This window comes from Lawsonella clevelandensis (assembly GCF_001293125.1).
Taxonomy (GTDB): domain Bacteria; phylum Actinomycetota; class Actinomycetes; order Mycobacteriales; family Mycobacteriaceae; genus Lawsonella; species Lawsonella clevelandensis.
In genome coordinates this window covers 743,930-768,938 of record NZ_CP009312.1, presented here as the reverse complement: position 1 = coordinate 768,938, position 25,009 = coordinate 743,930, and the positions used below count along the sequence as shown (strand labels likewise).

Annotated in this window: 19 protein-coding genes, 1 tRNA gene, 1 other RNA gene and 1 pseudogene; 12 read left to right on the top strand and 10 right to left on the bottom strand. The window is 61.1% G+C overall.

Annotation, left to right across the window (positions count from 1 at the left end; all coding sequences use genetic code 11):
- Positions 1-84: 84 nt before the first annotated feature.
- A complete protein-coding gene (locus IY73_RS03465) occupies positions 85-900 on the bottom strand; it encodes a queuosine precursor transporter (protein ID WP_082346629.1) in 816 nt (271 codons plus the stop codon).
- A gap of 155 nt (positions 901-1,055) precedes the next feature.
- On the opposite strand from IY73_RS03465, the gene IY73_RS03460 reads away from it, so the two are divergent.
- Together IY73_RS03460 and IY73_RS03455 are read left to right on the top strand one after the other, a co-directional pair.
- Positions 1,056-3,545: a glycoside hydrolase family 31 protein gene (locus tag IY73_RS03460; protein WP_053978834.1), complete on the top strand. Its 2,490-nt coding sequence runs from the start codon at positions 1,056-1,058 to the stop codon at positions 3,543-3,545.
- Positions 3,546-3,654: 109 nt separating this feature from the next.
- Positions 3,655-3,745, top strand: a tRNA-Ser gene (locus tag IY73_RS03455).
- Positions 3,746-3,819: 74 nt separating this feature from the next.
- Here the strand turns inward: IY73_RS03455 and IY73_RS08855 are convergent.
- The 5 genes and pseudogenes from IY73_RS08855 to IY73_RS03435 all read right to left on the bottom strand — a co-directional run.
- Positions 3,820-4,546, bottom strand: a pseudogene (locus IY73_RS08855) (type I restriction enzyme endonuclease domain-containing protein); the annotation flags it as partial.
- A gap of 289 nt (positions 4,547-4,835) precedes the next feature.
- Entirely contained in the window at positions 4,836-4,991 is a 156-nt protein-coding gene (locus IY73_RS08385; protein WP_158408638.1) for a hypothetical protein, read from the bottom strand.
- A gap of 24 nt (positions 4,992-5,015) precedes the next feature.
- Positions 5,016-5,663, bottom strand: a complete 648-nt coding sequence (locus IY73_RS03445) for a NifU family protein (protein WP_053961847.1) — start codon at positions 5,661-5,663, stop codon at positions 5,016-5,018.
- Positions 5,664-5,683: 20 nt separating this feature from the next.
- A complete protein-coding gene (gene feoB / locus IY73_RS03440; RefSeq protein WP_082345365.1) occupies positions 5,684-7,660 on the bottom strand; it encodes a ferrous iron transporter B in 1,977 nt (658 codons plus the stop codon).
- Between the two features lie 171 nt (positions 7,661-7,831).
- Positions 7,832-8,083, bottom strand: coding sequence for a FeoA family protein (locus IY73_RS03435; protein ID WP_053961846.1), 252 nt, complete (start codon positions 8,081-8,083; stop codon positions 7,832-7,834).
- 327 nt (positions 8,084-8,410) lie between these two features.
- On the opposite strand from IY73_RS03435, the gene IY73_RS03430 reads away from it, so the two are divergent.
- The 5 genes from IY73_RS03430 (at position 8,411) to IY73_RS03415 (ending at position 12,082) form a co-directional block, all read left to right on the top strand.
- Positions 8,411-8,737 (top strand): hypothetical protein, encoded by a 327-nt coding sequence (locus tag IY73_RS03430; RefSeq protein ID WP_053978833.1) that lies wholly within the window; start codon positions 8,411-8,413, stop codon positions 8,735-8,737.
- A gap of 183 nt (positions 8,738-8,920) precedes the next feature.
- Positions 8,921-9,481: a helix-turn-helix transcriptional regulator gene (locus IY73_RS03425; RefSeq protein ID WP_053961844.1), complete on the top strand. Its 561-nt coding sequence runs from the start codon at positions 8,921-8,923 to the stop codon at positions 9,479-9,481.
- 158 nt (positions 9,482-9,639) lie between these two features.
- Positions 9,640-10,494 (top strand): tRNA glutamyl-Q(34) synthetase GluQRS, encoded by an 855-nt coding sequence (gluQRS, locus tag IY73_RS03420; RefSeq protein ID WP_063665747.1) that lies wholly within the window; start codon positions 9,640-9,642, stop codon positions 10,492-10,494.
- Between the two features lie 186 nt (positions 10,495-10,680).
- Positions 10,681-10,777: signal recognition particle sRNA small type (gene ffs, locus IY73_RS08070), an RNA gene on the top strand.
- A gap of 27 nt (positions 10,778-10,804) precedes the next feature.
- Positions 10,805-12,082, top strand: a complete 1,278-nt coding sequence (locus IY73_RS03415) for a PLP-dependent aminotransferase family protein (RefSeq protein ID WP_053978832.1) — start codon at positions 10,805-10,807, stop codon at positions 12,080-12,082.
- Positions 12,083-12,185: 103 nt separating this feature from the next.
- Here IY73_RS03415 and IY73_RS08850 read toward each other — a convergent pair whose 3' ends face one another.
- Positions 12,186-13,628: a MinD/ParA family ATP-binding protein gene (locus IY73_RS08850; RefSeq protein ID WP_053978831.1), complete on the bottom strand. Its 1,443-nt coding sequence runs from the start codon at positions 13,626-13,628 to the stop codon at positions 12,186-12,188.
- A gap of 381 nt (positions 13,629-14,009) precedes the next feature.
- On the opposite strand from IY73_RS08850, the gene IY73_RS03405 reads away from it, so the two are divergent.
- Together IY73_RS03405 and recR are read left to right on the top strand one after the other, a co-directional pair.
- Positions 14,010-16,289: a DNA polymerase III subunit gamma and tau gene (locus tag IY73_RS03405; RefSeq protein ID WP_053978830.1), complete on the top strand. Its 2,280-nt coding sequence runs from the start codon at positions 14,010-14,012 to the stop codon at positions 16,287-16,289.
- Positions 16,289-16,921, top strand: a complete 633-nt coding sequence (gene recR / locus IY73_RS03400; RefSeq protein ID WP_053961840.1) for a recombination mediator RecR — start codon at positions 16,289-16,291, stop codon at positions 16,919-16,921. The genes IY73_RS03405 and recR overlap by 1 nt, the downstream gene beginning before the upstream one ends.
- A 221-nt stretch (positions 16,922-17,142) precedes the next feature.
- Here recR and IY73_RS03395 read toward each other — a convergent pair whose 3' ends face one another.
- Complete coding sequence (locus IY73_RS03395) at positions 17,143-17,697, bottom strand: DJ-1 family glyoxalase III (protein ID WP_053961839.1); 555 nt, start codon at positions 17,695-17,697, stop codon at positions 17,143-17,145.
- A gap of 43 nt (positions 17,698-17,740) precedes the next feature.
- Positions 17,741-19,162: an FAD-dependent oxidoreductase gene (locus IY73_RS03390; RefSeq protein WP_053961838.1), complete on the bottom strand. Its 1,422-nt coding sequence runs from the start codon at positions 19,160-19,162 to the stop codon at positions 17,741-17,743.
- Positions 19,163-19,473: 311 nt separating this feature from the next.
- Here IY73_RS03390 and IY73_RS03385 point away from each other — a divergent pair, with 311 nt between their 5' ends.
- On the top strand, positions 19,474-20,478 hold the full coding sequence (locus tag IY73_RS03385) for an NUDIX domain-containing protein (RefSeq protein ID WP_053978829.1): 1,005 nt from the start codon (positions 19,474-19,476) through the stop codon (positions 20,476-20,478).
- Here IY73_RS03385 and IY73_RS03380 read toward each other — a convergent pair.
- On the bottom strand, positions 20,475-21,257 hold the full coding sequence (locus IY73_RS03380) for an HAD-IIA family hydrolase (RefSeq protein ID WP_237023770.1): 783 nt from the start codon (positions 21,255-21,257) through the stop codon (positions 20,475-20,477). The genes IY73_RS03385 and IY73_RS03380 overlap by 4 nt on opposite strands.
- Before the next feature lie 431 nt (positions 21,258-21,688).
- On the opposite strand from IY73_RS03380, the gene pta reads away from it, so the two are divergent.
- Together pta and IY73_RS03370 are read left to right on the top strand one after the other, a co-directional pair.
- Entirely contained in the window at positions 21,689-23,797 is a 2,109-nt protein-coding gene (gene pta / locus IY73_RS03375; protein ID WP_053961836.1) for a phosphate acetyltransferase, read from the top strand.
- A 9-nt stretch (positions 23,798-23,806) separates the two neighbouring features.
- Positions 23,807-25,003: an acetate/propionate family kinase gene (locus tag IY73_RS03370; RefSeq protein WP_053961835.1), complete on the top strand. Its 1,197-nt coding sequence runs from the start codon at positions 23,807-23,809 to the stop codon at positions 25,001-25,003.
- The last annotated feature ends 6 nt before the right edge of the window (positions 25,004-25,009 follow it).

Genomic DNA, 25,009 nt, shown 5'->3' with positions numbered 1-25,009 from the left:
GAAACGCTGAAGAACGTTCCCCCCGATAACGGGCGCGGGCACAGGCACGGGGCGGTCACCGCTGCCACCATGCGCGAGTGCCCGCTAGCTGGGCACCCCTTCGAGGGTGGCCTGGTAGCTGGGCTCGCGGCGCTTAATCCACTTCACCACCAGGTAGGTGAGCGGCATAACGACAATCTCCGCGCAGGTCTTCCATAGGTACCCCACCACCACATAGTTAAAAAAGTCTGCGCCGCTGGCAATGCCGATAGCGGAGGCAGCGATCGTGCAGAAAATAAGGGTGTCCGCCAGTTCCCCCACCATAGTGGAGCCAAGCAAACGCGCCCACAAGCTCTTCTCCCCGGTGCGTTCCTTGATCTTCACCAGCACCCACGAGTTGAGGATCTCGCCCACCAGGTAGCCGGCTAGGCTGGCGCCCAGGATCTGCGGCACCACACCCGCCACCGCCACAAAGGCGTCCTGGTGAGTGTAGAAGCTGGCGGCCGGCAGCTCGATGGTTATCCACATGCAGAGGCTCATGAGGATAAGTGCGCTGAAACCCACCCACACCACGCGTCGCATAGTACGGAACCCGTAAACTTCGCTCATCACATCGCCCAACACATAGGCCAGTGGAAACAGATAGAACGCCCCATCGGTATTGAGGGGGCCAAGCTGAACCCCCTTCGTGCCCGTCAGTGTCGAGATCATCATGACCGCCACAAAAAATACCGCCAGCGGCATCACATAGCTAGCAGTGGTCTGGGCGAACACGGCTTTGGATGACGGTGGCTCGGAAGACGAGGCATTCTCCGGCAAGGATGCCCGCAGCTCCGGTCCCGCTGCCTGCTCGGAAGCCGAGCCTGGCTCGGGAGACGATGGCGAAGAAAATGGTGTCACCCTGCCATTATCGCCTGCCATGCCAGCTTTAGGGAAAGACACGGCACCGGAATCCCCTCCCGCCGCCAATACCATCTCACCGAAAGCCGCAGGAACACCGTCATCAAAACCCGGAAGGAACACCGTCACCAGCAGTAACGTAACAACTGAACATGCGACTTGTTGGGAGACACATCATGGTGACGTATCAGCTCCACCGCCGGTTCCTGGTCTGCTTCGCTGCCGCCAGCCTCACCCTGCCGTTGCTCACCTCCGCGCCCGCAGCCGCACACGTCGCCACCACCCCACCACAACAACCCTCGGTGGTGGACGGCAACGCCCGCTTTCAAGTCCTCAGCCCCACCCTCATCCGCGTCGAATACGCCGACGGGCAGCGCTTCGAAGACGACACCACCATCAATGTCCAGCACCGACCCCGCACCACCCCCTACACCACCTGGGTGGCCAACGGCATCCGGTACCTCAAAACCGGCCGCATGCTGCTCACCTACCAACAAAAGAGTGGCCAGTTCACACCCCACAACCTCAGCCTCACCCTCACCACCGGCGGCCGCCGCACCGTCGCCCACCCCTCCTGGCACCTCACCGGCGACAACCTCGTCGTTCCCCACCACCAGCTGGGTGGATGGCAGCGGGACCTGCGCGCCAACATGGGCCCCATACCCCTCAAACCGGGGCTCCTCAGCCGTGACGGCTGGCAGCTTGTCGTCGACACCGACACCGCCCTGTGGACACCCGGCAGCTGGCCGCGCGCCCGCAAACACTTCGCCAAACAGAGCACCGCCGTGGAAGCCGGCAACCCACGCGCTTTCACCGAAGCACAAGCCACCCGCCAACTGCCCCGCCGCTACTCCTACCAGGATGGATACCTCTTCGGATACGGGCTCAACTACAAGCAAGGCCTCCGCGACCTCGCCACCCTCACCGGACCCAGCCCCGTGCTCCCCGAATGGGCCTTCGGTAACTGGTACTCCAACTACTCCGCGTTCACCCGGCAAGACTACCGCCGCATCCTCGGCACCTACCGCCGCTATGGGGTGCCCCTCAGCGTCCTCATCGTCGACACCGACTTCAAATCCCCCAGCCACTGGAACGGCTGGAACTGGAACAAGGAACTCTGGCCCCACCCCGCCCAGGAAGTCTCCTGGCTCCATAGCCTGGGAGTGAAACTCGGCTTCAACATCCACGACGGCATCAACCACGACGACCCGAAACTCCCCGGCGTCCAACAACGCCTCCACAACAGGCTCATCCCCAACGGGCGCGGACACTGGTGGGATCCCCTCGGCTTCACCTGGGCCATGGACGTCTCCAAACCCAGCCATGTGCGGGAATTCTTCAACCTCCACAAAGATTTTGAAGCCGCCGGTATGGACTTCTTCTGGCTCGACTACGGCTGCGGCATCCCCCTCGAAGAAGGCCTCCCCACCGAGAAAGGCTACGAGAACACCCTGCCCTCAACCGGCGTCAACGGGGTGACCATCCCCGGCCTCAACGCGGAACAGTGGCAGAGCTCCCTGTATGCACAGCGCCTCCGCGACAAAGGCAAACGCGGCTTCATGCTGGCCCGCCAGCGCGGCCAGTGGGCGGAGCGGCGCAACAATGTTCACTTCACCGGGGACACATGGGCCTCCTGGACCACCCTCCGTTTCGAGTCCGAGTTCACCGCCGCCGAAGCGGCCGCCCTGGGCCTGCCCTACGTGTCGCACGATATTGGCGGCCACAAAGGGAAGGTGCTGCCCGATGACCTCTATGTGCGGTGGACCCAGTTCGGGGTGTTCCAGCCCATCAACCGCCCCCACGGCGACCATGCGGCCCGCCTTCCCTGGGAGTATTCTCCCCAGGCGCGCCAGGCCGGGGTGGCATTCCTAAAACTTCGGGAAGAGTTGGTGCCCTACCTGTATGACCTGGCCTGGGAGGCGCGCCTGACGGGCATTCCCATGGTGCGGCCGCTCTACCTGGAGTTCCCGCAGGACCCTGCCGCCTACACGCACCCGAGCCAGTATCTTCTGGGGGAGGACGTGCTGGTGGCCCCGGTGACTGTCCCAGGGGAGAGGGCCACGCAGCAGGTGTACTTCCCGGCGGGCCGGTGGGTGGACTACTTCACCGGCGCCACCTACCAGGGTCCGGGGGCGCACTGGGTGACGACTACCTGGGATACTATGCCGGTGTTCCTGCGGGAGGGCGGCATGCTGCGAACCTTGGGCGGCCAGGCTTCCCAGGGTGGGAAGAATTGGCTGCGGTCCGATAAGAGCATTGTGGGTGTGCGGGTGAATGCTTCCGCCCCGGGTGTGAACCGGGAGGTGGTGCACTATCAGGATGACGGGCAGTCTTTGGCGTATACCCGCGGCCAGGTTCTGCGTACTCCGCTGCGGGTGGTGACTGTGCGGAATGCGCAGGCTCCTTCTGGCGTGTCTGCCGAGTTTCGCATTGGTGCGGCTAGTGGCGGCTACCAGGGGATGCCGAGTCGGTTCATGTACCGGGTGGAGCTGCAGGTACCGAAGGCCAGCTCGGTGCGGGTGAATGGGCGTGTGCTGCGCCGTGGTTCGCCGCAGCAGTATCAGCAGGACCCGGCCCACTACTATTGGTATGACGCGCTGCAGGGTGTGGTGCATGTGCAGGTGCCGGTGACGGGTCCCGGCGGTGGTCTGGTACAGGTGTCGTAGAGTCTGCCCGACAGTGTCGTAGCGCCTGCCGCATAGTGTGGAGAAACGCGGGAGAAGCAGTTGAGACTACATTTTGGCGAAGAGACAACCTTTAGGTAAACTTCTACCCGGAGGATTCGCCTAGTGGCCTATGGCGCTCGCCTGGAACGCGGGTTGGGGTTTATAGCCCCTCGCGGGTTCAAATCCCGCATCCTCCGCCATGAAACAAGAAACCCCTGGTTGTCTCACGAGTAGACGGCTGGGGGTTGTTCTTACTGTGCCTTCCGGCCGCATGTTTTTGGTTCCCTCGCATTTCCTTGGCAAGCGCTACGAGTTCAGCGATGATCTCTGCGGTGGTCAGCGAACGATTCGTGTAGCGTTTGACGGCCTCGGTGGGTATCTCGGAGAACTTGCGTGACTGGACGGTTCGTTCGTTGTAGAGTACGGATCTGGTCGTTGTAGGCGCCGTAGCAGTCCGATTTGTAGGTTGGGTTTCCCATTCTTCCCGATGGAATCCAAAAACTCATCGGATAGCAGGGTCAGTTCTGGACGTTCCATTCCTGCGAACTGGCAGATATCAACAACTTGATCAGCTGTGACCGATTCGTTGACCAACTGTGCGAGCACAGAATCAATGTTCCCGGTTCCGACCCGGCCCTTACCAGCATCAGGGTTGAGGATCTTCAGCACGGCTGCCCGCACGTCGGTGAACAGTCGGACGTCATCACGGATCGCTTCTGCTTCTGGTCGGGATGCCACAAGTGCATAGGCTTTGGCCAAGGCGAGTAGACGGCCAGCGCGGTTTGTAGTGACTGGAACAGCCCAATGTAGTCAACGATCAGCCCGCCTGGTTTATCTTTAAAGCGGCGGTTGACTCGTGCAATGGCCTGCATCAAGCCTGCGCCTTGCATTGGCTTGTCCACGTACATGGTGTGCAGGGATGGTGCGTCGAAACCGGTTAGCCACATGTCACGTACGATCACGATTTCTAGCTCATCGTCTGGGTTTTTTGCTCGTAGTTTGAGATCGCGGCGTTCGTCTTTCGAGTGAATATGGGGCTGGAAGTTGGCTGGGTCAGCAGCCGATCCTGTCATGACGACTTTGATCTTGCCCTTGTCTAAATCATCGCTATGCCACTCGGGACGCAGCGTGACGATCTTTTTCATACAGTTTGACCACGATGCGACGGCTCATGGTGACGATCATGGTCTTGCCGCGCATCGCCGCGCGGCGCTGAATGTCGGTGCAAAGCCAGTGTGGTAGCCGATCTCGGCCAACTAATCCAACGCCGCCTGTTCTACTGTGGATTCATTAAACCTGGCCATTGTCATGCCCTTCGATAGCCCGCTGACCAGCAGCATTGAAAGCATCAAAATCTGAAACGTAGATAGCGTCTTGGGTTACCCGGAATTTTGTGTATTCTTCGACGGCATTCCGCGCCTCTCGGACGCGAATCCGGCCCGACATCAGTTCAGGAAGGAGGGTGTCGCGCTACGTTTCTTCTACGCGCACCAGGTTGGGGAAGTACGGCCGGAGTTGCCGGTCCACATGGAACAGCAGGGTGCGGCCAATCGCCGGGCAGTCCCGGCAGGCCCCACCCATCGTAATGCGCACCACCCCATCCTGTACGCTGGCCAGCCGCATACTGCCACCGTGTGAGGCGGCGAAATCGCCGGCAGCCCCGCCCAACAGTTCCTCCACCGCGTTCCGTAGCTCCGCGTCGGTACTGCCGCCCAGGGTGGGAACGTCTAGGGTGCCGGTGGGCCAGCCCAGTTCACCTTTGTCGTTGGGGGTGGAGAGGAGGGTGAAGAGGTCACGGCGGAGTCGTGTCGCCAGCGTCTCACCCTGCTTGTTGGGGGAGCTGTCCGTAAGAGCATCTTGCCCGGTGGTGCGCGTCTGCCAGGATCCCTCACCTGGGAGCACTGTGGTGATGCGTCCCGGTGTGAGGCTCAGCCGGGCCAGCTCACCACGTTCCAGATAGCCCAGTATGGTGTCCGGCATTGCCCCGTGGGCAGCCAGTTCGCGACCCTCCGTCACCCCGCCAGACCAACTGAACCGCACCAGGCCAGGGCCCACCACCCACTCGAGGACGAGTGGGTCGGGAGTAGTGCGCGGGTAGAACAGTAGCGGTGCGCTCACAGTGGGGCCAATCGGTGCGGCTATATGGCCATGATGCCGATGGTCGCCCATCTAGCGATGAATGCCAGCACCCAGGCCAACACCAGCATGTACACCAGCGCAATTATCGGCCACTTCCATGAGTTTGTTTCCGATCTGATGGCACCCACGGTGGACATGCATTGCAGGGCGTAGGCGAAGAACACGAGGAGGGCCACAATGGTGGGTGTGGTGAACACCTTCTCGCCCTCATGTGGGCCTTCGGTGAAGGTCATTTTCTCCAGCGCATCGGTGGGGTTGTCGGGGTCGGCGGCTGCCGCGGTCTGCCCCATGGTGGCCACGAAAACTTCACGGGCGGCGAGGGAACCAATCAGGCCGATGGTGATGCGCCAGTCGAAGCCGAGCGGGCTGAAGACGGGTTCCACTGCTTTACCGACGGTAGCAGCTGCGGAGTGGTCGATGGTGTATTGTACCGCCTGCGTTTCGTCCATATGCTGTTCATCAATAGTCTGCTGTTGGGGGGGTATGTTCATGAGGGCCCAGATGACGATGGTAGCCACCAGGATGATGCGCCCAACTTTGCGAAGGAACATGCTGGTGGATTTCCACATGTCGGAGAGCACAGTTTTGCCGGTGGGGATGCGGTAGGGTGGCATCTCCATGTAGAAGGGCAGCAGTGTGCTTTTCAGGCTGGTGCGTTTGAACGCCCAGGCGGCGAACATGGCACTCGCCCCACCTAGCACGTAGAGGCCGAAGAGGGCGATGCCTTGGACGGAGAAGGGGCCGACTCGCTGGCCGGGGTCCACCAGCATACCCACCAGCAGCAGGTAGACGGGGAGGCGGGCGGAGCAGGTCATGAGGGGTGCGGCCATGATGGTGGCGATGCGGTCCTTGGAGGACGGCATGGTGCGGGTGGCCATAATGCCGGGGACGGCGCAGGCCACGCTGGAGAGCAGGGCGACGAACGCGCGTCCTTCCAGGCCGGCGCTAGCCATGACGCGGTCCATTAAGTAGGCGGCGCGGGACATGTATCCCACGTTTTCCATGAGGCTGATGAGGAGGAAGAGCAGCAGAATCTGCGGCACGAACACGAGGACGCCACCAACGCCGCCAATGAGGGCGGTGTTGACGAAGCTGGAGAGCAGCGGGTTGGAGATGTGGGCGGCGCTGAGTTCCCCTAACCAGCCGAAGAAGTCCTCAATCCACCCTTGGAAGGGGGCGGCGACGGTGAAGATCACCTGGAAGAAGAGGAACATGATGAGGAAGAAGAACAGGGTGCCGAACACGGGGTGGAGCAGCACCTTGTCTACTTTGCTGGTAGTGACGTTTTCCTGCGGGGCCACATAGTGGGCGAGGGTGAGCATGGAGTGCGTCCAGGATTCGCGTTCCGGGCCGGGTTCGGCGGGTGGGGCGACGACAGGGACGGGCCAGCCGGTGGGGTTTTCGACGAGAGCGCGGAGTTCCGCGAACCCTTTTTTGCGGTTGCCGACGACGCCGACTACGGGGACGCCGAGGCCTTGGGAGAGTGCGGTGAGGTCGAGGTCGCCGCCGAGTTTTTCGAGTTCGTCGGTCATGGTGAGGACGACGGCGGAGGGGAGGCCGAGGGAGAGGGCTTGAGCGACGAGGTTGAGGGAGCGGTGCAGGGTGGTGGAGTCGACGACGATGAGGAGGGCTTGGGGGGAGGGGATGCCGTCGAGTTGTCCGGCGAGGACGTCGGTGACGACTTTTTCGTCGGGGCTGATGGGGTCGAGGGAGTATGTGCCGGGGAGGTCTTCGAGGATGACGGTGGGGGTGACGTGTCCCTCGGTGTGGCTGACGGTGATGCCGGGGTAGTTGCCAGTTTTGGAGTTGAGGCCGGTGAGTTTGTTGAAGACAGAGGTTTTGCCGGCGTTGGGGGAGCCGATGAGAGCGATGCGGGTGATGGGGGTGGTGTCGGCTAGGACTGTAGCAGCACCTGTCCCTTTCTTCCCGTGTGGTGTCTTAGGGGTGTTTGTGTCAGGGTTGTGGCAGTCGGCCATGGTTCCTCGTCTTTTGTACAGTTGTGCCGTCAACAACGTGTGTGTGACCCGGTGGTCGAGTAAGTCGTGTGTGGGGTGTGGGCGGTGTGGTTGTCGCGCGGTGTGGTTGTCGCGCGGTGTGGTTGTCGCGCGGTGTGGTTGTCGCGCGGTTGCGCAGTAGGGGCAGTAGGGTTAGCGTGCCCCGGGGGTGACGTAGAGCTGTTTGGCTTCACTCTTGCGGAGGCAAATGTTGTAGTCGCGTAGGCGGAACATACTGGGGTCGCCCATGGGGGCACGGCGTGTCATGGTGATAGGAGTGCCGGGGGCGAAACCAAGGTCGCTGAGGCGGCGTCGGGTGCTGTCGGGGGTGTCGCTGGAGATAGACACGATGGTGGCGCTATCGCCGGGTTTTAGGTCGGAGAGCAGGCAGGGAGAATCAGGCATGGCAGTTCCTTTCGCGGGGATGCGATGGTGCCGCGCTGGGGGCGGGGCAGAACTTAGACCGAAACGTACAAAGATAGCATAGCCTACCCGCACTAATTGGCTGACGTTGGATAATTGTTCGTTCTGTCACAGACGAGGGACCCGTACACGGCGTGGCCCTCGTTGTCAGTATTCCTAGTGGGACACCTCGAGATTTCTGTGTGATACCTCGAGCGTTGCGCACGTTACGTCAGCCGCTCTAACGGGCAAGTGAGGACGCCAGGTAGCATGAGCCGTAGAGATAGAGTGGGCTGCCACTGCCGAGGTGCACGCCCAGGGAAGGCTCCAATGACTGACGACAATCTCACTCCCCGCCCCGTTGATGACGACGCCCAGCAGGCTGCTGAACCGTCAGCTGCAGAGACACTCGACCTCACTGGGATGGAACAGGCTCCTCAGACTCCGGAAGAGATCGCAGCGATTGAGGCCGCCGAGAAGCAGCGCGCCCGCAACATCAACAAGATTTTCGCGGCAATGATGACCACGCTGGTGCTCATTTTCGTGCTGTTCTTGGCTATTTACATCCCTTGGCGGAAGGATCAGAACACTCTTCCGGGGCCTACCACTAGCACCGTCGAGGTGGTTACACCGTCCTCGTCGGCGCCTGTACAGTAGTTCGTCAACCGCGAAATCCACCGTTGCTACCAGCGGAAACGAATAATGCAACCGCTGGTTGCGAAAGTTCAAGGTGTGCTTGGTGGAGTGCAACTGAGCTCCCCTGGAGAATTGAGTCGTAAGAGCTCCACAATTCCGTGACCGCTCTGCTCCTATTCCCACACTTGAGGAAGATTGACTCCCATGATTCTGGCCGACAAGATCATCGAGCTCCGCAAACAGAACGGCTGGTCCCAGGAAGAACTAGCCGAGAGAGTTGGCGTCAGCCGCCAAGCCATCTCCAAGTGGGAGGCTGCACAAAGCACTCCCGAACTCGACCGCATCCTTACCCTCAGCGAACTCTTCGGTGTCTCCACCGACTACCTCATTCGCGACGACTACGACGTACCCACACTCGCGGATGCCGGTACCTTCCAGGACAGCCCTCTCCGCAAGATCAGCATGGAGGAAGCAAGCCGGTACCTCGCTGCCAAGTTCGCTTCGGCGCGACTCGCTGCCGTGGGCGCTATGCTCTGCATTCTGGCGCTGGCCCTCCTCATCGTCATCTCCGACTGGCCGGGTCTCGCCGTCAACGTGCGTGGTCCGCTGGGCTTTGCCGTCGCCGCCGTGGTGGTTGCCGGGGCTGTCGCCATCTTCATCATCAACGACAATCGCACTAAGCAGTGGAAGTGGATGGAGAAGGAGTCTTTCGAAAGCGCCTACGGGGTGGAAGGTATGGCGAAGGAGCGTTTGGGGGCCTTCTAGCCTGCCTACACCACGAACCTCGTCAGTGGGGTAGTGCTCTCTATCGTTACGCTCATTCTCTTCGTCGTGTCCGATCTGCTGGCGAGCGCCACCGGCACCACCGACTCTGCCGGCACCACCAACTAACTCCAGTCCCGCCCCGCGGTAGACTCAACTCCATGGGAGCTGGCCGTTTCGCCCCCACACCTTCGGGGGACCTTCACCTAGGAAATCTGCGCACTGCACTGCTGGCCTATAACGCTGCCCGCAGTACAGGGCGCAGTTTCCGCATGCGTGTGGAGGATCTGGACCAGCAGCGCTGCTCTGTTGAGGTGGCGGAGCGGCAGCTCGCCGACCTTGCCGCTCTCGGCATCGAGTGGGAGGGTGAGACACTGTGGCAGTCGCAGCGCCACGCCGCCTACCAGGCCGCCGTCGACCAACTGGCAGCCCAGGGGCTAGTGTACGAGTGCTACTGTTCCCGCCGGGAAATCTTGGAGGCCCCCCGGGCACCCCATTCGCCACCTGGTTCCTACCCCGGCACCTGCCGGGACTTAACGGAGGGGCAGCGGGCCGCGAAACGTGCTCAGCTGGCGACCTCCGATAATTTCCGCCAGCCAGCATTACGGCTGCGGGCGCAGGTGCCAGAGTGGACGGTGTGGGAAGAGTGTGCGGTGGATGGTGCCCGACCCGGCCATCCCCAGCCCTATACCGGGGTGGTGGATGATGTGGTGTTGCGCCGGGGCGATGGCGTGTGGGCCTACAACTTGGCGGTGGTGGTGGATGATGCCGCCCAGGGAGTGGACCAGGTGGTGCGCGGGGTGGACTTGCTGTCCTCGGCCCCTCGGCAGGCGTATCTGGCACACCTATTGGGTGTGGAACCCGTCATCTACCGGCATGTGCCGCTGATGCAGGATGCCCACGGGGAGCGGTTGGCGAAACGCGCCGGGGGTGGTGGCATGACGCTCCGCACCGAAATGGCGCGGGGGAAAAGTGTGGACGAGGTGCGGGAGTGGCTGTTGTCAACGATGAAATGATGCGGGGTGACGGTGGGGTGACGGCTGTCGGTGCAACGCGTGCGCAGAGAGAACTGTAATTTTTTGAGGAAAAGCGTAAACTGTAGTCACACGCAGAGAAACGGCCCCTGGTGGTGTGAGTGATCACCCTCCGGGGGCCGTCTCAGATTTTAAATTCCCATGAATGGGAAAGAACCGCTAGACTATAGGTGGGCACCGCGCGGCGTCCATCCTGTGAATCCCCCCAGGGCCGGAAGGCAGCAAGGGTCAGCGGGCTCTGGCGGGTGCGCGGGGCCCGCTTTTTTTGTGCCCATTTTCAGAAAGGCCTCTCATGTCACTGTCGACCATGAGCCGCGAAGAGCTGGAAGCTCTTTCCCAAGAGATCAACGCCCGCTACGAAGAATTCAAGGGCAAGAACCTCGCACTGGATCTCACGCGCGGTAAGCCTTCCGTCCAGCAGCTCGACCTCTCCAACGGTCTCCTCACGCTGCCCGGTGAAGGCTCCACCAAGGATGAAGACGGTACCGACATTCGTAACTACGGGAACCTGGCTGGTCTGAAGTCCATTCGTGCCATCTGGGCCGAGCTCCTCGGAGTTCCCGTCGAGGAGATCATCTCCGAAAACAATGCCAGCCTGGAGATCATGCACTACGTGCTGTCTTTCGCCATGCTGCACGGCCTCCCCACCAGCCCCCAGCCGTGGGTTAAGGAAGAGACCCTTAAGTGGATCTGCCCCGTCCCCGGCTACGACCGCCACTTCGCCATCACCGAGACCCTGGGCTTCGAAATGATCCAGGTCCCCATGAACGAAGATGGCCCCGACGCCGACGCTATCGCTGAACTCGTTGCCAACGACCCCGCCATCAAGGGCATGTGGCTTGTTCCCGTGTTCGCCAACCCGGATGGTGCCGTCACCTCCCGCGAGGTGGCCCAGAAGCTGGTCTCCATGAAGACCGCCGCCCCCGACTTCACCATCATGTGGGACAACGCATACTGCATCCACACCCTCACCGACGAATTCCCGGAGATTCTGCCAATCGTGCAGATGGCTGCGGACGCCGGCAACGAAGGCCGCGTCTTCCAGCTCACGTCCTCCTCCAAGGTCACCTTCGCAGGTGCCGGTGTGAGCTTCCTCAACACCTCCCCCGCCAACCTGGCCTGGTACCAGAAGTACCTGGGTATCGCCACCATCGGACCGAACAAGGTCAACCAGCTCGCCCACGCTTGTTTCTTCGGTGACGCTGCCGCCGTCAAGGCCCACATGCTGAAGCACAAGGACATCCTCGCCCCCAAGTTTGATGCGGTGGAGAAGATCCTCGCCGATCGACTGGGCGGCTACGAGGTGGCCTCCTGGACTGAGCCGAAGGGTGGATATTTCATCTCCCTCGACGTGGTGCCCGGTACCGCCAAGCGCGTCGTTGCCCTCGCCGCAGAAGCTGGCATCAAGCTCACCGGTGCCGGCTCCGCCTACCCGAAGGGTGAGGACCCGAACGAGACCAACATTCGTCTCGCCCCCTCCCTGCCTCCGCTGGAGGAGGTCACCGTCGCCATGGATGGTGTCGCCACCTGCGTGCTGAAGGCCGCCCTCGAGAAGGCTCTCGCTGCCTAACTCAGCCCATGGCAGCCCCCACAGATACATAAAGAAATAGCAGAAAGCCCCGGTCGTACTCTCCAATATGACCGGGGCTTTCCTCACATCACCAAGGGCCAACCTAAGGGTGCATGGTAGTGGCTGGTCCCTCCGGGTGATGCTTCTCCCGCCGGTTCACACTGGACGGGACGAGAGTTTGTGAAAATCCGTCCGCCACGGAAGCGGCAAGCTCAATGAAGGCGCGGTGGGCGCCCTTACTCATCTGGTCAATATCCACTTCAGCGCCCTCCGCCAGATGCTCATCGAAGGGAATCAGGTGGACGGCGGCGCACCGCTGGTTAAATGTTGCCCGCAGCTGGTCCATATCAACGCTGGCGGAGCCGGCCCGGCTGGAGCAGATCGCCACGACAGTGCGCTCCACCAAATGCTGGTAGCCGTGGGCGTCCAACCAGTTCAGGGTGGCCCAGGCGCTTCGTGCACCGTCAATAGCGGGTGACGACACTAGCACCAGGGAATCCGCCAGGTCGAGTACACCGCGCATAGCGTCATGCATCAGTCCGGTACCGCAGTCGGTGAGAATGATGTTGTAGAAGGACTGCAGAATGTCGATGGTGCGGCGGTAGTCACGCTCCGAGAATGCTTCACTAATAGCCGGATCGGATTCTGACGCCAGCACTTCCAAGCGGGAACGAGCCTGCGAGGTGTGGGCGCGCACATCCGAGTAGCGGTGGATGGATGGGTCTTCTAACAGGTCTCGTACCGTCGAGTTGGTCTGCTGGGGGACACGTTGGGCGAGGGTGCCCAAGTCGGGGTTGGCGTCGATAGCGATAATGCGGTCGCCGCGCAGGGATGCGAAGGTGGATCCCAGGCCAATGGTGGTGGTAGTTTTGCCGACGCCGCCTTTTAGGGACAAGCAAGCAATGCGGTAGTCGCCGCGGACGGGTTGGCGGACACGCTCTTCCAACGTCTCCAGCTCTTTCTCATCCAAGGAGGGGCCGGGGTTGATGGCGCCGCCAGTGGCCTTGTAGACGAATTTGCGCCAGCCCGAGCGGGGCGTGGCTTTCTTCTGCTGTAGCAGCTGCAGGTTGTTGATGGTGCCGTTAGCCGCCCCGGTGGTGGGGGAGAGTGGATCCATTCCACCCAGCGGGGTGGAGCCGGGCATGCCGCCGCCTAACGCACTGGTGGAACCTCCCATGCCGCTCATGCCGGCTATGCCACCCATGCCGGCCATGTTGCCCGCAGAGAAGTCTCCTATGTCGCGGGCGCCGGCTCCGCCGGGGAAGCTGTCGCTACCCGGGTAGGAGGCGTAGGGGGTGGCGAAGGGCGGGGGTGGGGTGCTTTTGTGGGCGGGAGGGAAGGCGTGCTCGAATGAGTTGGGGAAAGGGGCCGGTACGTCAACATCATCGGAGAGAAGAAAGGGACGTTCGGCGGGTTCAGGATTAACTGAGGGAGCTGCGGGGGAGCTGTCGGGGGCAGACGGGTAGGCGGAGAGGGGAGAGGTCTCGCCGCTGGGTGGTATGGGCTGGGCATTCTGTTGCTCGCCACCGAATCCTGAATAAACCATGCTTTTACTCCTGGGTGGTGGGCCACTGTGGTGGTCGTCCGCTACTCCACATTGGGGGTAGCCACTCTGTTGTGCTGTCGGCTGCCGCATGTCACAGAGCTCCATGCGTTGTTGTTGGTCTAGAGGTGGTTGTAGAGGTTGTTCTAGAGGCGCGCACAGTATGAGGGATCTGTGTGGCGCATGGGGGAGCCACTTTTCCTCACAAGGACCTGTCACCTCCTAAAAACCCTATTCCACCTGTGGAAACAGTGCTTTCAAAGGTCTTCGAAAAAACTTTAAAAAAAATTTTTGGCGGGTGACGGTGGCCACTAAAGCCCAGGTGGCGAGGTCGGCAACCCTAATAATCCGCGTTTGTCGCACCGGCCGGGTAGGCTCTTAAGCGTGGCGCTTTACCATAAGTACCGTCCCGCGACCTTCGCGGAAGTCGTCGGACAAGAGCATGTAACCGAACCGCTGATGCAGGCCCTGGACAGTGGCCACATTAACCATGCCTACTTGTTCTCCGGCCCCCGTGGTACCGGTAAAACCTCCTCTGCCCGCATCCTCGCCCGCTCCCTCAACTGCGCTGAAGGTCCCACCAGTACCCCCTGCGGGACGTGCCCCTCCTGCCTGGCGTTGGCGCCGGGCGGCCCCGGCAATCTGGACGTTACGGAACTGGATGCTGCGTCTCACGGTGGCGTGGATGATGCTCGCGACCTGCGCGACCGTGCCTTCTATGCCCCCGCCGAGTCCCGCTACCGCGTCTTCATCATTGACGAGGCACACATGGTCACCTCCGCTGGCTTCAACGCCCTGCTGAAGATTGTGGAGGAGCCGCCGGAGCATCTCATCTTTATCTTCGCCACCACGGAGCCGGAGAAGGTCCTCCCCACCATTAAGTCCCGTACCCACCACTATCCATTCCGCTTGCTCGCCCCCAACGCCATGCGTGGACTGTTGGAGCGTATCTGTGAGCAGGAAGAGGTGAAGGTGGATCCGGCGGTTTACCCGCTAGTCATTCGTGCCGGCGGTGGCTCCCCACGTGACGCACTGTCGGTGCTGGACCAACTGTTAGCCGGGTCTGGATCCGAGGGCATTACCTACCACAATGCGCTGGCACTCCTGGGAGCCACCGACATTGCCCTTATAGATGATGCAGTGGAGGCTTTGGCGGCGGCGGACCGGCCGGGCATGTTTAGCACCATCGAGCGTGTTATTTCCGCCGGCCATGACCCTCGCCGTTTCACCAGCGATCTGCTGGACCGCTTCCGTGACCTCATCATGCTGCAATCCGTGCAGGATGCGGCCGATTCCGGGTTGGTTGATGCCCCCGCCGACCAGATGGAGCGAATGCTCGCCCAGGCGAAGGACCTCGGCCCCGCCACCGCCACCCGCTTCGCCGATGTGTTGAGCACTGGTCTCAATGACATGCGCGGCGCTACCTCCCCGCGGCTGCTGCTGGAGATTATGGCTGCCCGGATGCTGCTGCCTGCCGTCGACGACTCCTATGAGGCGCTACTGCAGCGGGTGGAACAGCTGGAACGTGGTGTGGGATCCCGGATTTCCCTCAACTCTGCGGCACCGCATTCTGCTGCTGGTGCTTCTCGGCAGAGTGACGGCACTGCCGCCGCGATGGCAACAGGAGATCCCGGCGATATGCCAGGTGACGGAGGAGCCGAACCAGTGGGCTTCGCCGCCGCGGAGGAGGAGCCGCCCGCACCCCGGGTGTCCCGCGCCGAGGCCGCCCATAGTGCCGCCGAAGGTGCCGCCCGTGCCCGTGCCCTGATGGCGAAGCGCCAAGCTAAGAAGAAGGCTGCCTTCCAACAGGAGAGCAAAGCTGCTGCCCCGCAGCAGGCACCCGTCACCCCCGAATCAGCTGACGAACCCATAGAAGACATACCCGAGGCTGACACACCGGCACCCGTGGCTGCCTCGCCGGCTCCTGCGGCTGCAGTACCAGCTCCCGCGCCCAGTACACCGGAAGAACAAGCGGCCCCGGTTGCCGCTGCCACCGCCGATGTCACTGCAGAAGACTTCTCCTCCCAGTGGGTCGCCATTCGCAACGCTGTCCGGCCCGCCTCCCGCACCCTCGACGTCATGCTGGCCACTGCCCGTGTCATCGACTACCAGCCCGATAGTGCCCAACTGTCCATCAGCCACACCTCTGGACCACTGGTCAGCCGCATCAACGAACCCCGCCACCTCGCTATCCTCACCGAGGCCATTGTCCAAACAATGGGTGTGCAGGTGCACGTTCGTTGCCTCACCGGCCAAGATGCCGCCCGCGGAGCTGCCAATTCCTCCACACCCCAGGAGGGGGGCGGGACAGCGGGAAAAGCCCGTAAGTTCACCGTGCCGAAGATCCCTCGGCGCCCCGACAAGGCTGCCCCCGCCGCCGATACCCCAGCAGCCGGTATCTCGTCCCCGCACCGGACATCTCCCACAAAGCCAGCTCCGAGCAGCCCCGCCCCCCGCGACCTGCGACCTAACGATCCGTCCCCCAGCGGGCCGTCACCGACCGGGCCGCTGGGAGATGCCCCCAGCGACGAGGACGTCCTGGCCGAAATGCTGGCCGACGCCGCCGACCCCACCCAACAGAATCTCGACCACCGCAGCGCCACCGATATTGCCATCGAACGCCTGCAAGAAACTCTGGGCGCCACGCTCTTGGAGGAAAAATAGTGTACGAAGGACCCGTCCAAAACCTCATCGACGAGCTCGGACGTCTCCCCGGAGTCGGGCCCAAAGGAGCCCAACGCATCGCCTTCCACCTCCTCAACCAAGAGCCCGACACCATCGACCGCCTCGCTAACGCCGTCGCCGCCCTCCGCGACGGCGTCACCTACTGCCACATCTGCGGCAACGTCTCCGAAACCGACACCTGCAGCATCTGCGCCGACCCCAAACGAGACCTCGACGTCATCTGTGTTGTCGAAGAATCCAAAGACGTGCAAGCCATCGAACGCACCCGCGAATTCCACGGCCGTTACCACGTCCTCGGCGGCGCACTCGACCCCCTCAAAGGCATCGGCCCCGATCAACTCAACATCCGCAACCTCCTCACCCGCATCGGACAGCCTGTCGAAGACCACAACGGGGACCTCACCAGCATCCACATCAGCGAAGTCATCCTGGCCACCAACCCCAATACCGTCGGCGAAGCCACCGCCAGCTATGTGGCCCGCATTCTCAAAGACTTCCCTAACCTCACCATCACCCGCCTGGCCACCGGTCTGTCCATGGGTGGGGACATCGAGTTCGCCGACGAACTCACCCTCGGCCGCGCCCTCCAAGGCCGCCGCAGCATCCTCTAACCGGCCGAGCAGCACGCTCACCGTGCCACCGCGAGGCTATATTAATCCGGTTGCAGGCCGGAACCGTCTCCACAGCTGGGCCCTCCACAGCTGGGTCTTCTGCAGCTGGGCCCTCCGCACTTCACGACAAACGACCCTGGCAGCATGCGCCACCAGGGTCGTTGTGTTATGAAGCTATAAGGACGGGTAGCCGCAGAACGGGATGTCCGCTAGAGGAGGGGCTAGGGGATGTTGGGGCCATCCAGCAACAGGCCACTGCGAACCTCGGCCGCCTTCTCCACCGAGACAACCTCAGCCAGAATAGACAGCGCGAACTCCAGTGCCCAGCCGGGGCCATGGCCGGTGATAACCTTGCCATCCACCACCGCGGGAGCATCCAGAATGACTGCGCCCTCGCAGTACTTCTCGAAACCTGGGTAGCAGGTAGCGTTCTTGCCCTTCAGCAGGCCCAATCCGCCCAACACCATGGGGGCAGCGCAGATCGCGGCCACATACTTGTCGGCATCCGCACGGGCCACAACTTCCTTCTTCAGGCCGTCGTGCTCGTCAAATGCGGTGGTGCCTCCAGGGATGATGAGCACGTCCGCGCCCTGTACATCCACGTCGGCGAACATTGCGTCCGCCTGCACTGGAATGTTGTGGCCACCCGTCACCACCTGCGAATCGGTGAGGGAAGCGGTGGTGACGTCCACCCCGCCGCGCCGCAGAATATCCACGGTGGCCAGAGCTTCAATCTCCTCGAAACCATCAATAAGAACAACAACAGCAGTAGTCATATCTCGCTCCTTCACTGATGAGAGATGTCTGGTGGAAATGCTGTTAGCGTGTGCCCCTGCCGTTGCGGATGGCCTGGGCTTCGTCCTCAATATTCATGTCGTGAGCGGCTTCAACCATGTCCTCCCACTCCACGATCTTCTTCCGCTCGCGGCCTTCTTCCGCACCACGCTTTTTCTCGTGGGCATCCAGGCGGTACCAGCCGGACCAGTCGGTCACCTTCTTCGGCAGGCTATCCAGCCAGGCTGCGGCCTCTTCCGGAGTCGGATGGGCCGGCTCGTTCAGCTTGCCGTTGGCCCAGTCGTCTAGCAGATTCTGCACCGTCTCGTTAGCGTCGGACTTGGTGTTGCCGATGAGGCCCACCGGACCACGCTTCACCCAGCCAGTGGTGTACAGCGGGGCAATGTGTTCGCCGGTCTGGTCGATGACGCGGCCCGCCACATTGTCGATGGTGCCCAAGGTGTGGTTGAACGGGATGCCGGGGAGGGCGGAGGACAGGTAGCCGACAGCGCGGTAAACCTGGCCGACCTTCCAGTCCGTCATCTTGCCGGTGCCGGTAACGCCGCCCTGTCCGTTGAGCTCCATACGTTCGGTGCGGATGCCAACCACCTTGCCATCTTCACCGAGAATCTCGACGGGCGATTCGAAGAGGTGAATGTAGATCTTACGGATGTCCGGGTTGGGGTCCTCGTCACGCATGGCATAGTTTTCCAGGGTGGTGCACACCATGTCGGTTGCCTTGGTGGTACGGCGGGCTTCCTCGGAGGCTTCGTCGTAGTCGATGTCCTCGGGGTCGACGAGTACCTGAACATTCGGGGAGTGATCGAGTTCGCGCAGTTCGACTGGGGTGTACTTGGCCTGGGCAGGGCCGCGGCGGCCGAAGACGTGAACTTCCTTCACCTTGGATTCTTTGAGACCGGCGTAGACGTTGTCGGGGATCTCGGTGACGAGGAGTTCGTCGGCGGTTTTGCCAAGGATGCGGGAGACGTCAAGGGAGACGTTGCCGACGCCCACTACGGCGACCTTTTCAGCGTTGAGGGGCCACTCGCGGGGGAATTCCGGCTGGCCGTCGTACCAGGCGACAAATTCGGCTGCGCCGAAGGATCCGTCCAGGTCAATGCCGGGGATGTCGAGGGCGCGGTCTGCTTTGGCGCCGGTTGCGAAGATGACGCCGTCATAGTACTGGAAAAGGTCGTCCAGGGTGGCGTCAGTGCCGAACTCCACGTTGCCGAAGAAGCGCACCTGCGGTTTGTTGAGAACCTGGTGCAGGGAGGTGACGATGCCCTTAATGCGCGGGTGGTCGGGGGCTACACCGTAGCGGATGAGGCCGAAGGGGGCGGGCATACGTTCGAGGATGTCAATACTCACGCCGGGATCCTGGGCGGCGGCGGATTTCATGAGGCAGTCCGAAGCGTAGATGCCGGCAGGGCCAGAACCAATGATGGCGACGCGAATAGGTCGGGTCATAATCACTTCTTCTACATTCGAGGTCAGTTGTGGTTTCTATTCTACAGAAGAGGGCAAGAAAACTATTTTTAAAAAAGTTTGGCAGAGGACTTGCGCTCGTAGGTTAGCCTACCCTAATATAAGTACTGCGAGATGGAGTAAGGGCAGATACTCCTCCTCGTTCGTCACAAGATATCAGCGACCCCCACACACGCGCTCCGGTGGGGGTCGCTGGTAATTTACCCCTCATTTTCGGGGTAAAATTACCGCTAGCAGCGAACGGAACCCACGAAAAGTCCGCTTCCACCTTTCTCAGCAGTAAAGTAGGCACCGTGGATCATGATGGCGATGGAATGTGCATTGGCTCCCAAAACGAACACCGCTGGGGCATTTTCGGTGCGGCCGGGCTTCTACTCCGTGCCCCCGCTGAAGACGGCACCCCCCTCATCCTCATGCAGCACCGCGCCGAATGGACGAATGCTGGCGGCACCTGGGGCCTCCCCGGTGGCGCCATAGACTCCCACGAAAGCCCAGTATCCGGTGCTCTCCGCGAAGTCTACGAAGAAACCCACATCACCGTTGACCCGGCCCGTGCCCGCTGGTACGGCCCCACCGCTGGCATGTACTACAGCAAGCGGCTCACCCGTGACTTCAACCCCTTCGGGGACCGTGTTGCTCGCAATGGTGAACGCTACTTCGAGAGAGTCAACGGAGAGCGCGGCCTGTGGACCTACACCACCGTCGTTGCTGACCTCAACGCCCCTGTAGCGTACGAAGCGGACGAAGAATCCCAAGAACTCGCCTGGCTATCCGAAGACGACATCTCCCAGCTCGAACTCATCCCAGGTTTCGCACACGCCTGGACTGGGCTGCAAACTATCGAGGCAGACCTCATTGTGGATGGTGAGTCCGTCTACGCTAGTCGCACCACCCACATGTGGCAGAGTCGTCGTAGCAAAGCTGACCGCATGTTGGGTGAAATCGCGAAGAGCCGCCCCTGGGTATGGTGCCGCCGCCACAACATGGACTTCATTGACGAAGACGGCTACGCCAATATCGTGGACGAACCTGGCTTCTATTGGACCGCACACTGCACTGTGGTGCTCGGCGGCAAAATTGTGGGCGCGCAGGAAGATCGGGCACTGCCGTACGCCGCGCAAAGCTACTTCCACACCCTCGACGCAGAAAACGATTCAGCGTCCTTTGTGAAGAAAATGGTGCTGGAGAACGTGGCACAACGGCGGGACACCATCGTCGTCACCGACAATGAGGACCTCATCAATGAGCTCCCGCAGAACTTCACCCACGTATGGGATAACTCCTGCCTCTTCCGCTAGTCCTTGACCTTGTCGGAGTCCTTTACACTCAGCGGATTGTCCGTGTGGCCCACCAATGCACCCACCGAATCAATAATGCGGCTGGGGCGGTAAGGCCAGCGGTCCGCTTCCTTCACACCCGAGATACCGGAGAGTACTAGGAAAGTGTGCATGCCAGCTTCCAGACCAGACTTCACATCTGTGTCCATCCGGTCACCAATCATGATGGTCTCTTCGGAGTGTGCGCCCATCGCCCGGAGCGCGGAGCGCATCATCATCGGATTCGGCTTACCGATGTAGTAAGGCTCTTTACCAGTGGACGCCATAATAAGGGACGCCACCGAACCGGTAGCCGGCAGCACGCCCTCCGGGGCGGGGCCAGTGTTGTCGGGGTTGGTGCAGATGAACTTGGCGCCCTTCAAAATGAGGTTGATAGCCTTGGTGATGGCCTCAAAGCTGTAGGTACGGGTTTCTCCCAACACCACATAGTCGGGGTTGGTGTCCGTCAGGATGTAGCCTGCCTCGTGGACGGCGGTGGTCAGGCCAGTTTCGCCCACCACATATGCTGTACCATTGGGGTTTTGCTCATCCAAGAAGGCGGCGGTGGCCATCGCGGAGGTCCAGATACGTTCCGCGGGGATGTCGATGCCGCTGAGGGCGAGCCGGGCAGACAGATCGCGCGGCGTAAAAATCGAGTTGTTCGTCAACACCATGTAGTTGATGTCGTTGCCCTGCAACTCTTCAAGGAACTTTTCAGCGCCATCAACCGGCTTATCCTCTTTAACAAGAACGCCGTCCATGTCAGTCAGAAAGTTCCACTTCACAGACGATGGTGCGTCCTTTTTCTCCTCTTTGTCGTCCTGCTGCCTCTTCACTGCGGAGACCTCCTCCATATTTTCTGCAGAACGTGCACTCACTTGTGCCGTCTTAGATTTGGTTGTCATACGTCCATTGTCCCAGGTCGTGGCGAAAAAGCTAGCATCTGGTAGAGATCACCAGGGTAGAGCCGACGACAAGGGGCATAAACAGGACCACCGACCGGGCCCACCGCGGGCGACTATTGTGCGCCAAGAGAATTCGTCTAGAGCTAATTTTGCTCAGTAGAATAAGCGCTAAGGCCACGACCCGGGATCCACAAGACACCCGGGCTATCGCTGATTTACGACTACGATAGTGTCGCTACCACGACAACTCCGCACAACTCATAAAACGCAAGGAATCGGTGACTTCTATGGAGCGGAACCAATCCCCCTTCTATGTCATGGCATCGGCAGCCAATGCCGGCACCTCCATCATTACCGCAGCTCTCATCTACGGGCTGAAAGACGCGGGGTACACTGTCGGCATTTTCCGCCCAGTGAACTCCATTCTTCCCGCCAGCGTCATCCCCTCCGAGCAAGGGGACCCCATGCTGCAGGCCCTCACCGAGCTCAGCAACGCCGACCTCGCCTACGAGGACTGCACCGGGGTCAATTACCTCGACCTACTCGAAGACCGCAATACGGCACTGTCCACCATCATTTCTCGCTTTGATGCCATCCAAGACAAGTGCGACATCGTCGTTGTCCTCGGCAGCGACTACTCCACTGGCATGGCCGACGAGTTCGATCTGAACGGCCAGATTGCCATGAACCTGGGTGCACGCCTTCTCCTCGTCGAAAGCCTCCGCGACCGCGACGTCACCACCTTCCGCTCCATCTGTTTCGCCGCCGTCCAACACCTCCGCAAGAACCACCAGAATCCGGCTGCTCTCATCGTCAACCGGATTCCCGCAGACAACGACAACTACCAGGAGATCGCTGCCGAAATTCGGGAATCCTTCGGGGAAGCCTTAAACCTCCCCGTCCTCACCACCCCCGAAATTCCACTGCTGCACGCCCCCACCGTCTCCGAACTCCAACGTGCCGTCCACGCTACCCTCATTAACGACGTCGACTCTGAGCTGCTCAACAATGAGGCCCTCGCTGTCACCGTCGCCGGCGTCACCTCTCAGCGTATTCTCGACCACATCTCGGAAAGCTCCATCGTCGTCGTCCCCGCCGACCGAGAAAACACCCTCGCCACCCTGCTGGCCAACCAAGATAACCCAGAAACCGCTAATATCGTCGGCATCATCTGGACCGCCAACGTAGAACCCACCGCTGAACAGCTCGAGATGGCCAAGACGAACGTCCAGGTACCCATCCTTAGTACTTCACTAGGTACTTACGTCACCGCCACCACCATCGACAACACCCGAGGTGTCCTGCGCACCAGTGCCACCCACAAATTGGCAAAAGCGCAAGAATTCGCCGCCGAGTGGTTCGATGCTACCCCGCTTGACGATCTCCTCTCCACGCCTGCACCCACCTCAGTTACCCCCCAAATGTTCCAGTACCAACTGTTACAGCGGGCAAAAGCGGAGAAGAAGCATATCGTGCTGCCGGAAGGAGACGACGACCGTATCCTCGAAGCCGCCGACATCATCCTCCATGAAGGCTTTGCCGATCTCACCATCCTGGGGGACCCGGACTCCATCCTCACCCGCGCGAAGCAGCTTGGCCTGGATATATCCGCTGCCGCCCTCCTCGACCCTGATCACTACGACGGGCTGGATGAGTTTGCCGAAACCTACTTCGAACTGCGCAAACATAAGGGCATCAGTATTGATGACGCGCGCGAAAAGATGAAGGATATCAGCTACTTTGCCACCATGATGGTCCACCTTGGGAAAGCTGACGGCATGGTCTCCGGCGCGGCCCACACTACCGCCCACACCATCCGCCCCAGCTTCGAAATCATCAAGACCAAGCCAGGCGTCGCCACCGTTTCCTCCATTTTCCTCATGTGCCTGGACGACCACGTGCTGGCCTTCGGTGATTGCGCCGTTAATATCGACCCCACCCCTGCCCAACTGGCCGACATTGCCGTTTCCTCCGCCGACACTGCACGCCAGTTCGGAGTGGAACCTCGTGTAGCCCTTCTCTCCTACTCCACCGGCACCTCCGGTTCCGGCGCGGACGTTGACAAAGTGCGCGAAGCTGTCGCTATCGTTAACGATAGCGACATGCCCTACCCGGTGGACGGCCCCATACAGTTCGACGCTGCGGTGGACGCCACCGTGGGCGCCTCCAAAGCCCCCGACTCACCCGTTGCTGGCCGTGCCACCGTGTTGGTCTTCCCCGACCTCAACACTGGTAACAACACCTATAAGGCAGTGCAGCGTACCGCCGGTGCAGTCGCCGTCGGCCCTATCCTGCAGGGTCTCAAGAAACCCATCAACGACCTTTCCCGCGGCGCCCTCGTAGAGGACATTGTTAACACTGTCGCGGTCACCGCTACCCAAGCTCAGAGCATCTAGGAGCCACACTTGAGCACTGTATTCGTTATTAATTCTGGTTCGTCCTCCATCAAGTACCAGCTCATCAACCCTGCTCTGGAGGGTACAGATGCTGTCGTCGCCTCCGGCATGGTGGACCAAATCGGTCTCCCGCAAGGCAAGTACTCCATTAAGCATGATGGGGAAAAGATCGAGCACATTGCGGCGATCCCCGACCACTCTGTTGGTATGCAACTCGTCATTGACCTCTTTAGCGAAGTAGGGCTCGACCTTGACACACAAGATGTCGTGGCAGTCGGCCACCGCGTCGTGCAAGGGGGCAACATCTTCCACGAACCCGTCAAGATCGACGACACCGTTGTGGAACAGATCGAAAGTCTCTCCCCGCTGGCGCCCCTCCATAACCCCGCACACGTGCTCGGCATGAAGGTGGCCCGTAAACTCCTCCCCAGCGTCCCCCACGTGGCCGTCTTCGACACCGCGTTCTTCTCCGACTTGCCGGATGCCTCCCGCATCTACCCTATCCCCCAAAATGTGGCGGAAAAGTACTCTGTGCGTCGTTACGGCGCCCACGGCACCAGCCACCAATACGTCTCCCAGCAGGTGCCGGAGCTGCTCGACCGTGACCCTGCCACGCTGCGTCAGATCATCCTCCACCTGGGCAATGGTGCCTCCGCTTCCGCTGTGAAGGGCGGCAAGCCCATCGACACCTCCATGGGGCTCACCCCGCTGGAAGGCCTCGTCATGGGCACCCGCTGCGGTGACATTGACGCCTCCGTTGTCTTCCACCTCATGCGGCAGGGTGGCTACACGGTGGACGAAATGGACACCATGTTCAACCGCCAGTCTGGGGTGAAAGCCATGATCGGCTCCTCCGATATGCGCGACCTGGATGATTTGATGGCTGCGCACGATGCCGTCGGACAGCGGTGCTGGAATGTCTACATCAACCGTCTGAAGCGCTACATTGGTGCCTACATGGTGGAGCTAGGCGGCGTGGACGTCATCGTCTTTACCGCCGGCATTGGCGAGAATTCCCCCGAGATCCGCGAAGACTGTCTGGCCGGCCTGGAGGAACTGGGCATTGAGATCGATAAGGACAGCAACAACCATCACTTCCGTAAGCCAAGCATCATCTCTACGCCGGAGTCAAAGGTGACGGTGATGGTGGTGCCCACTAACGAGGAGTTGGCAATCTCCCGCCAGGCCATCCAGTTCGCAGAGTAGCCTACA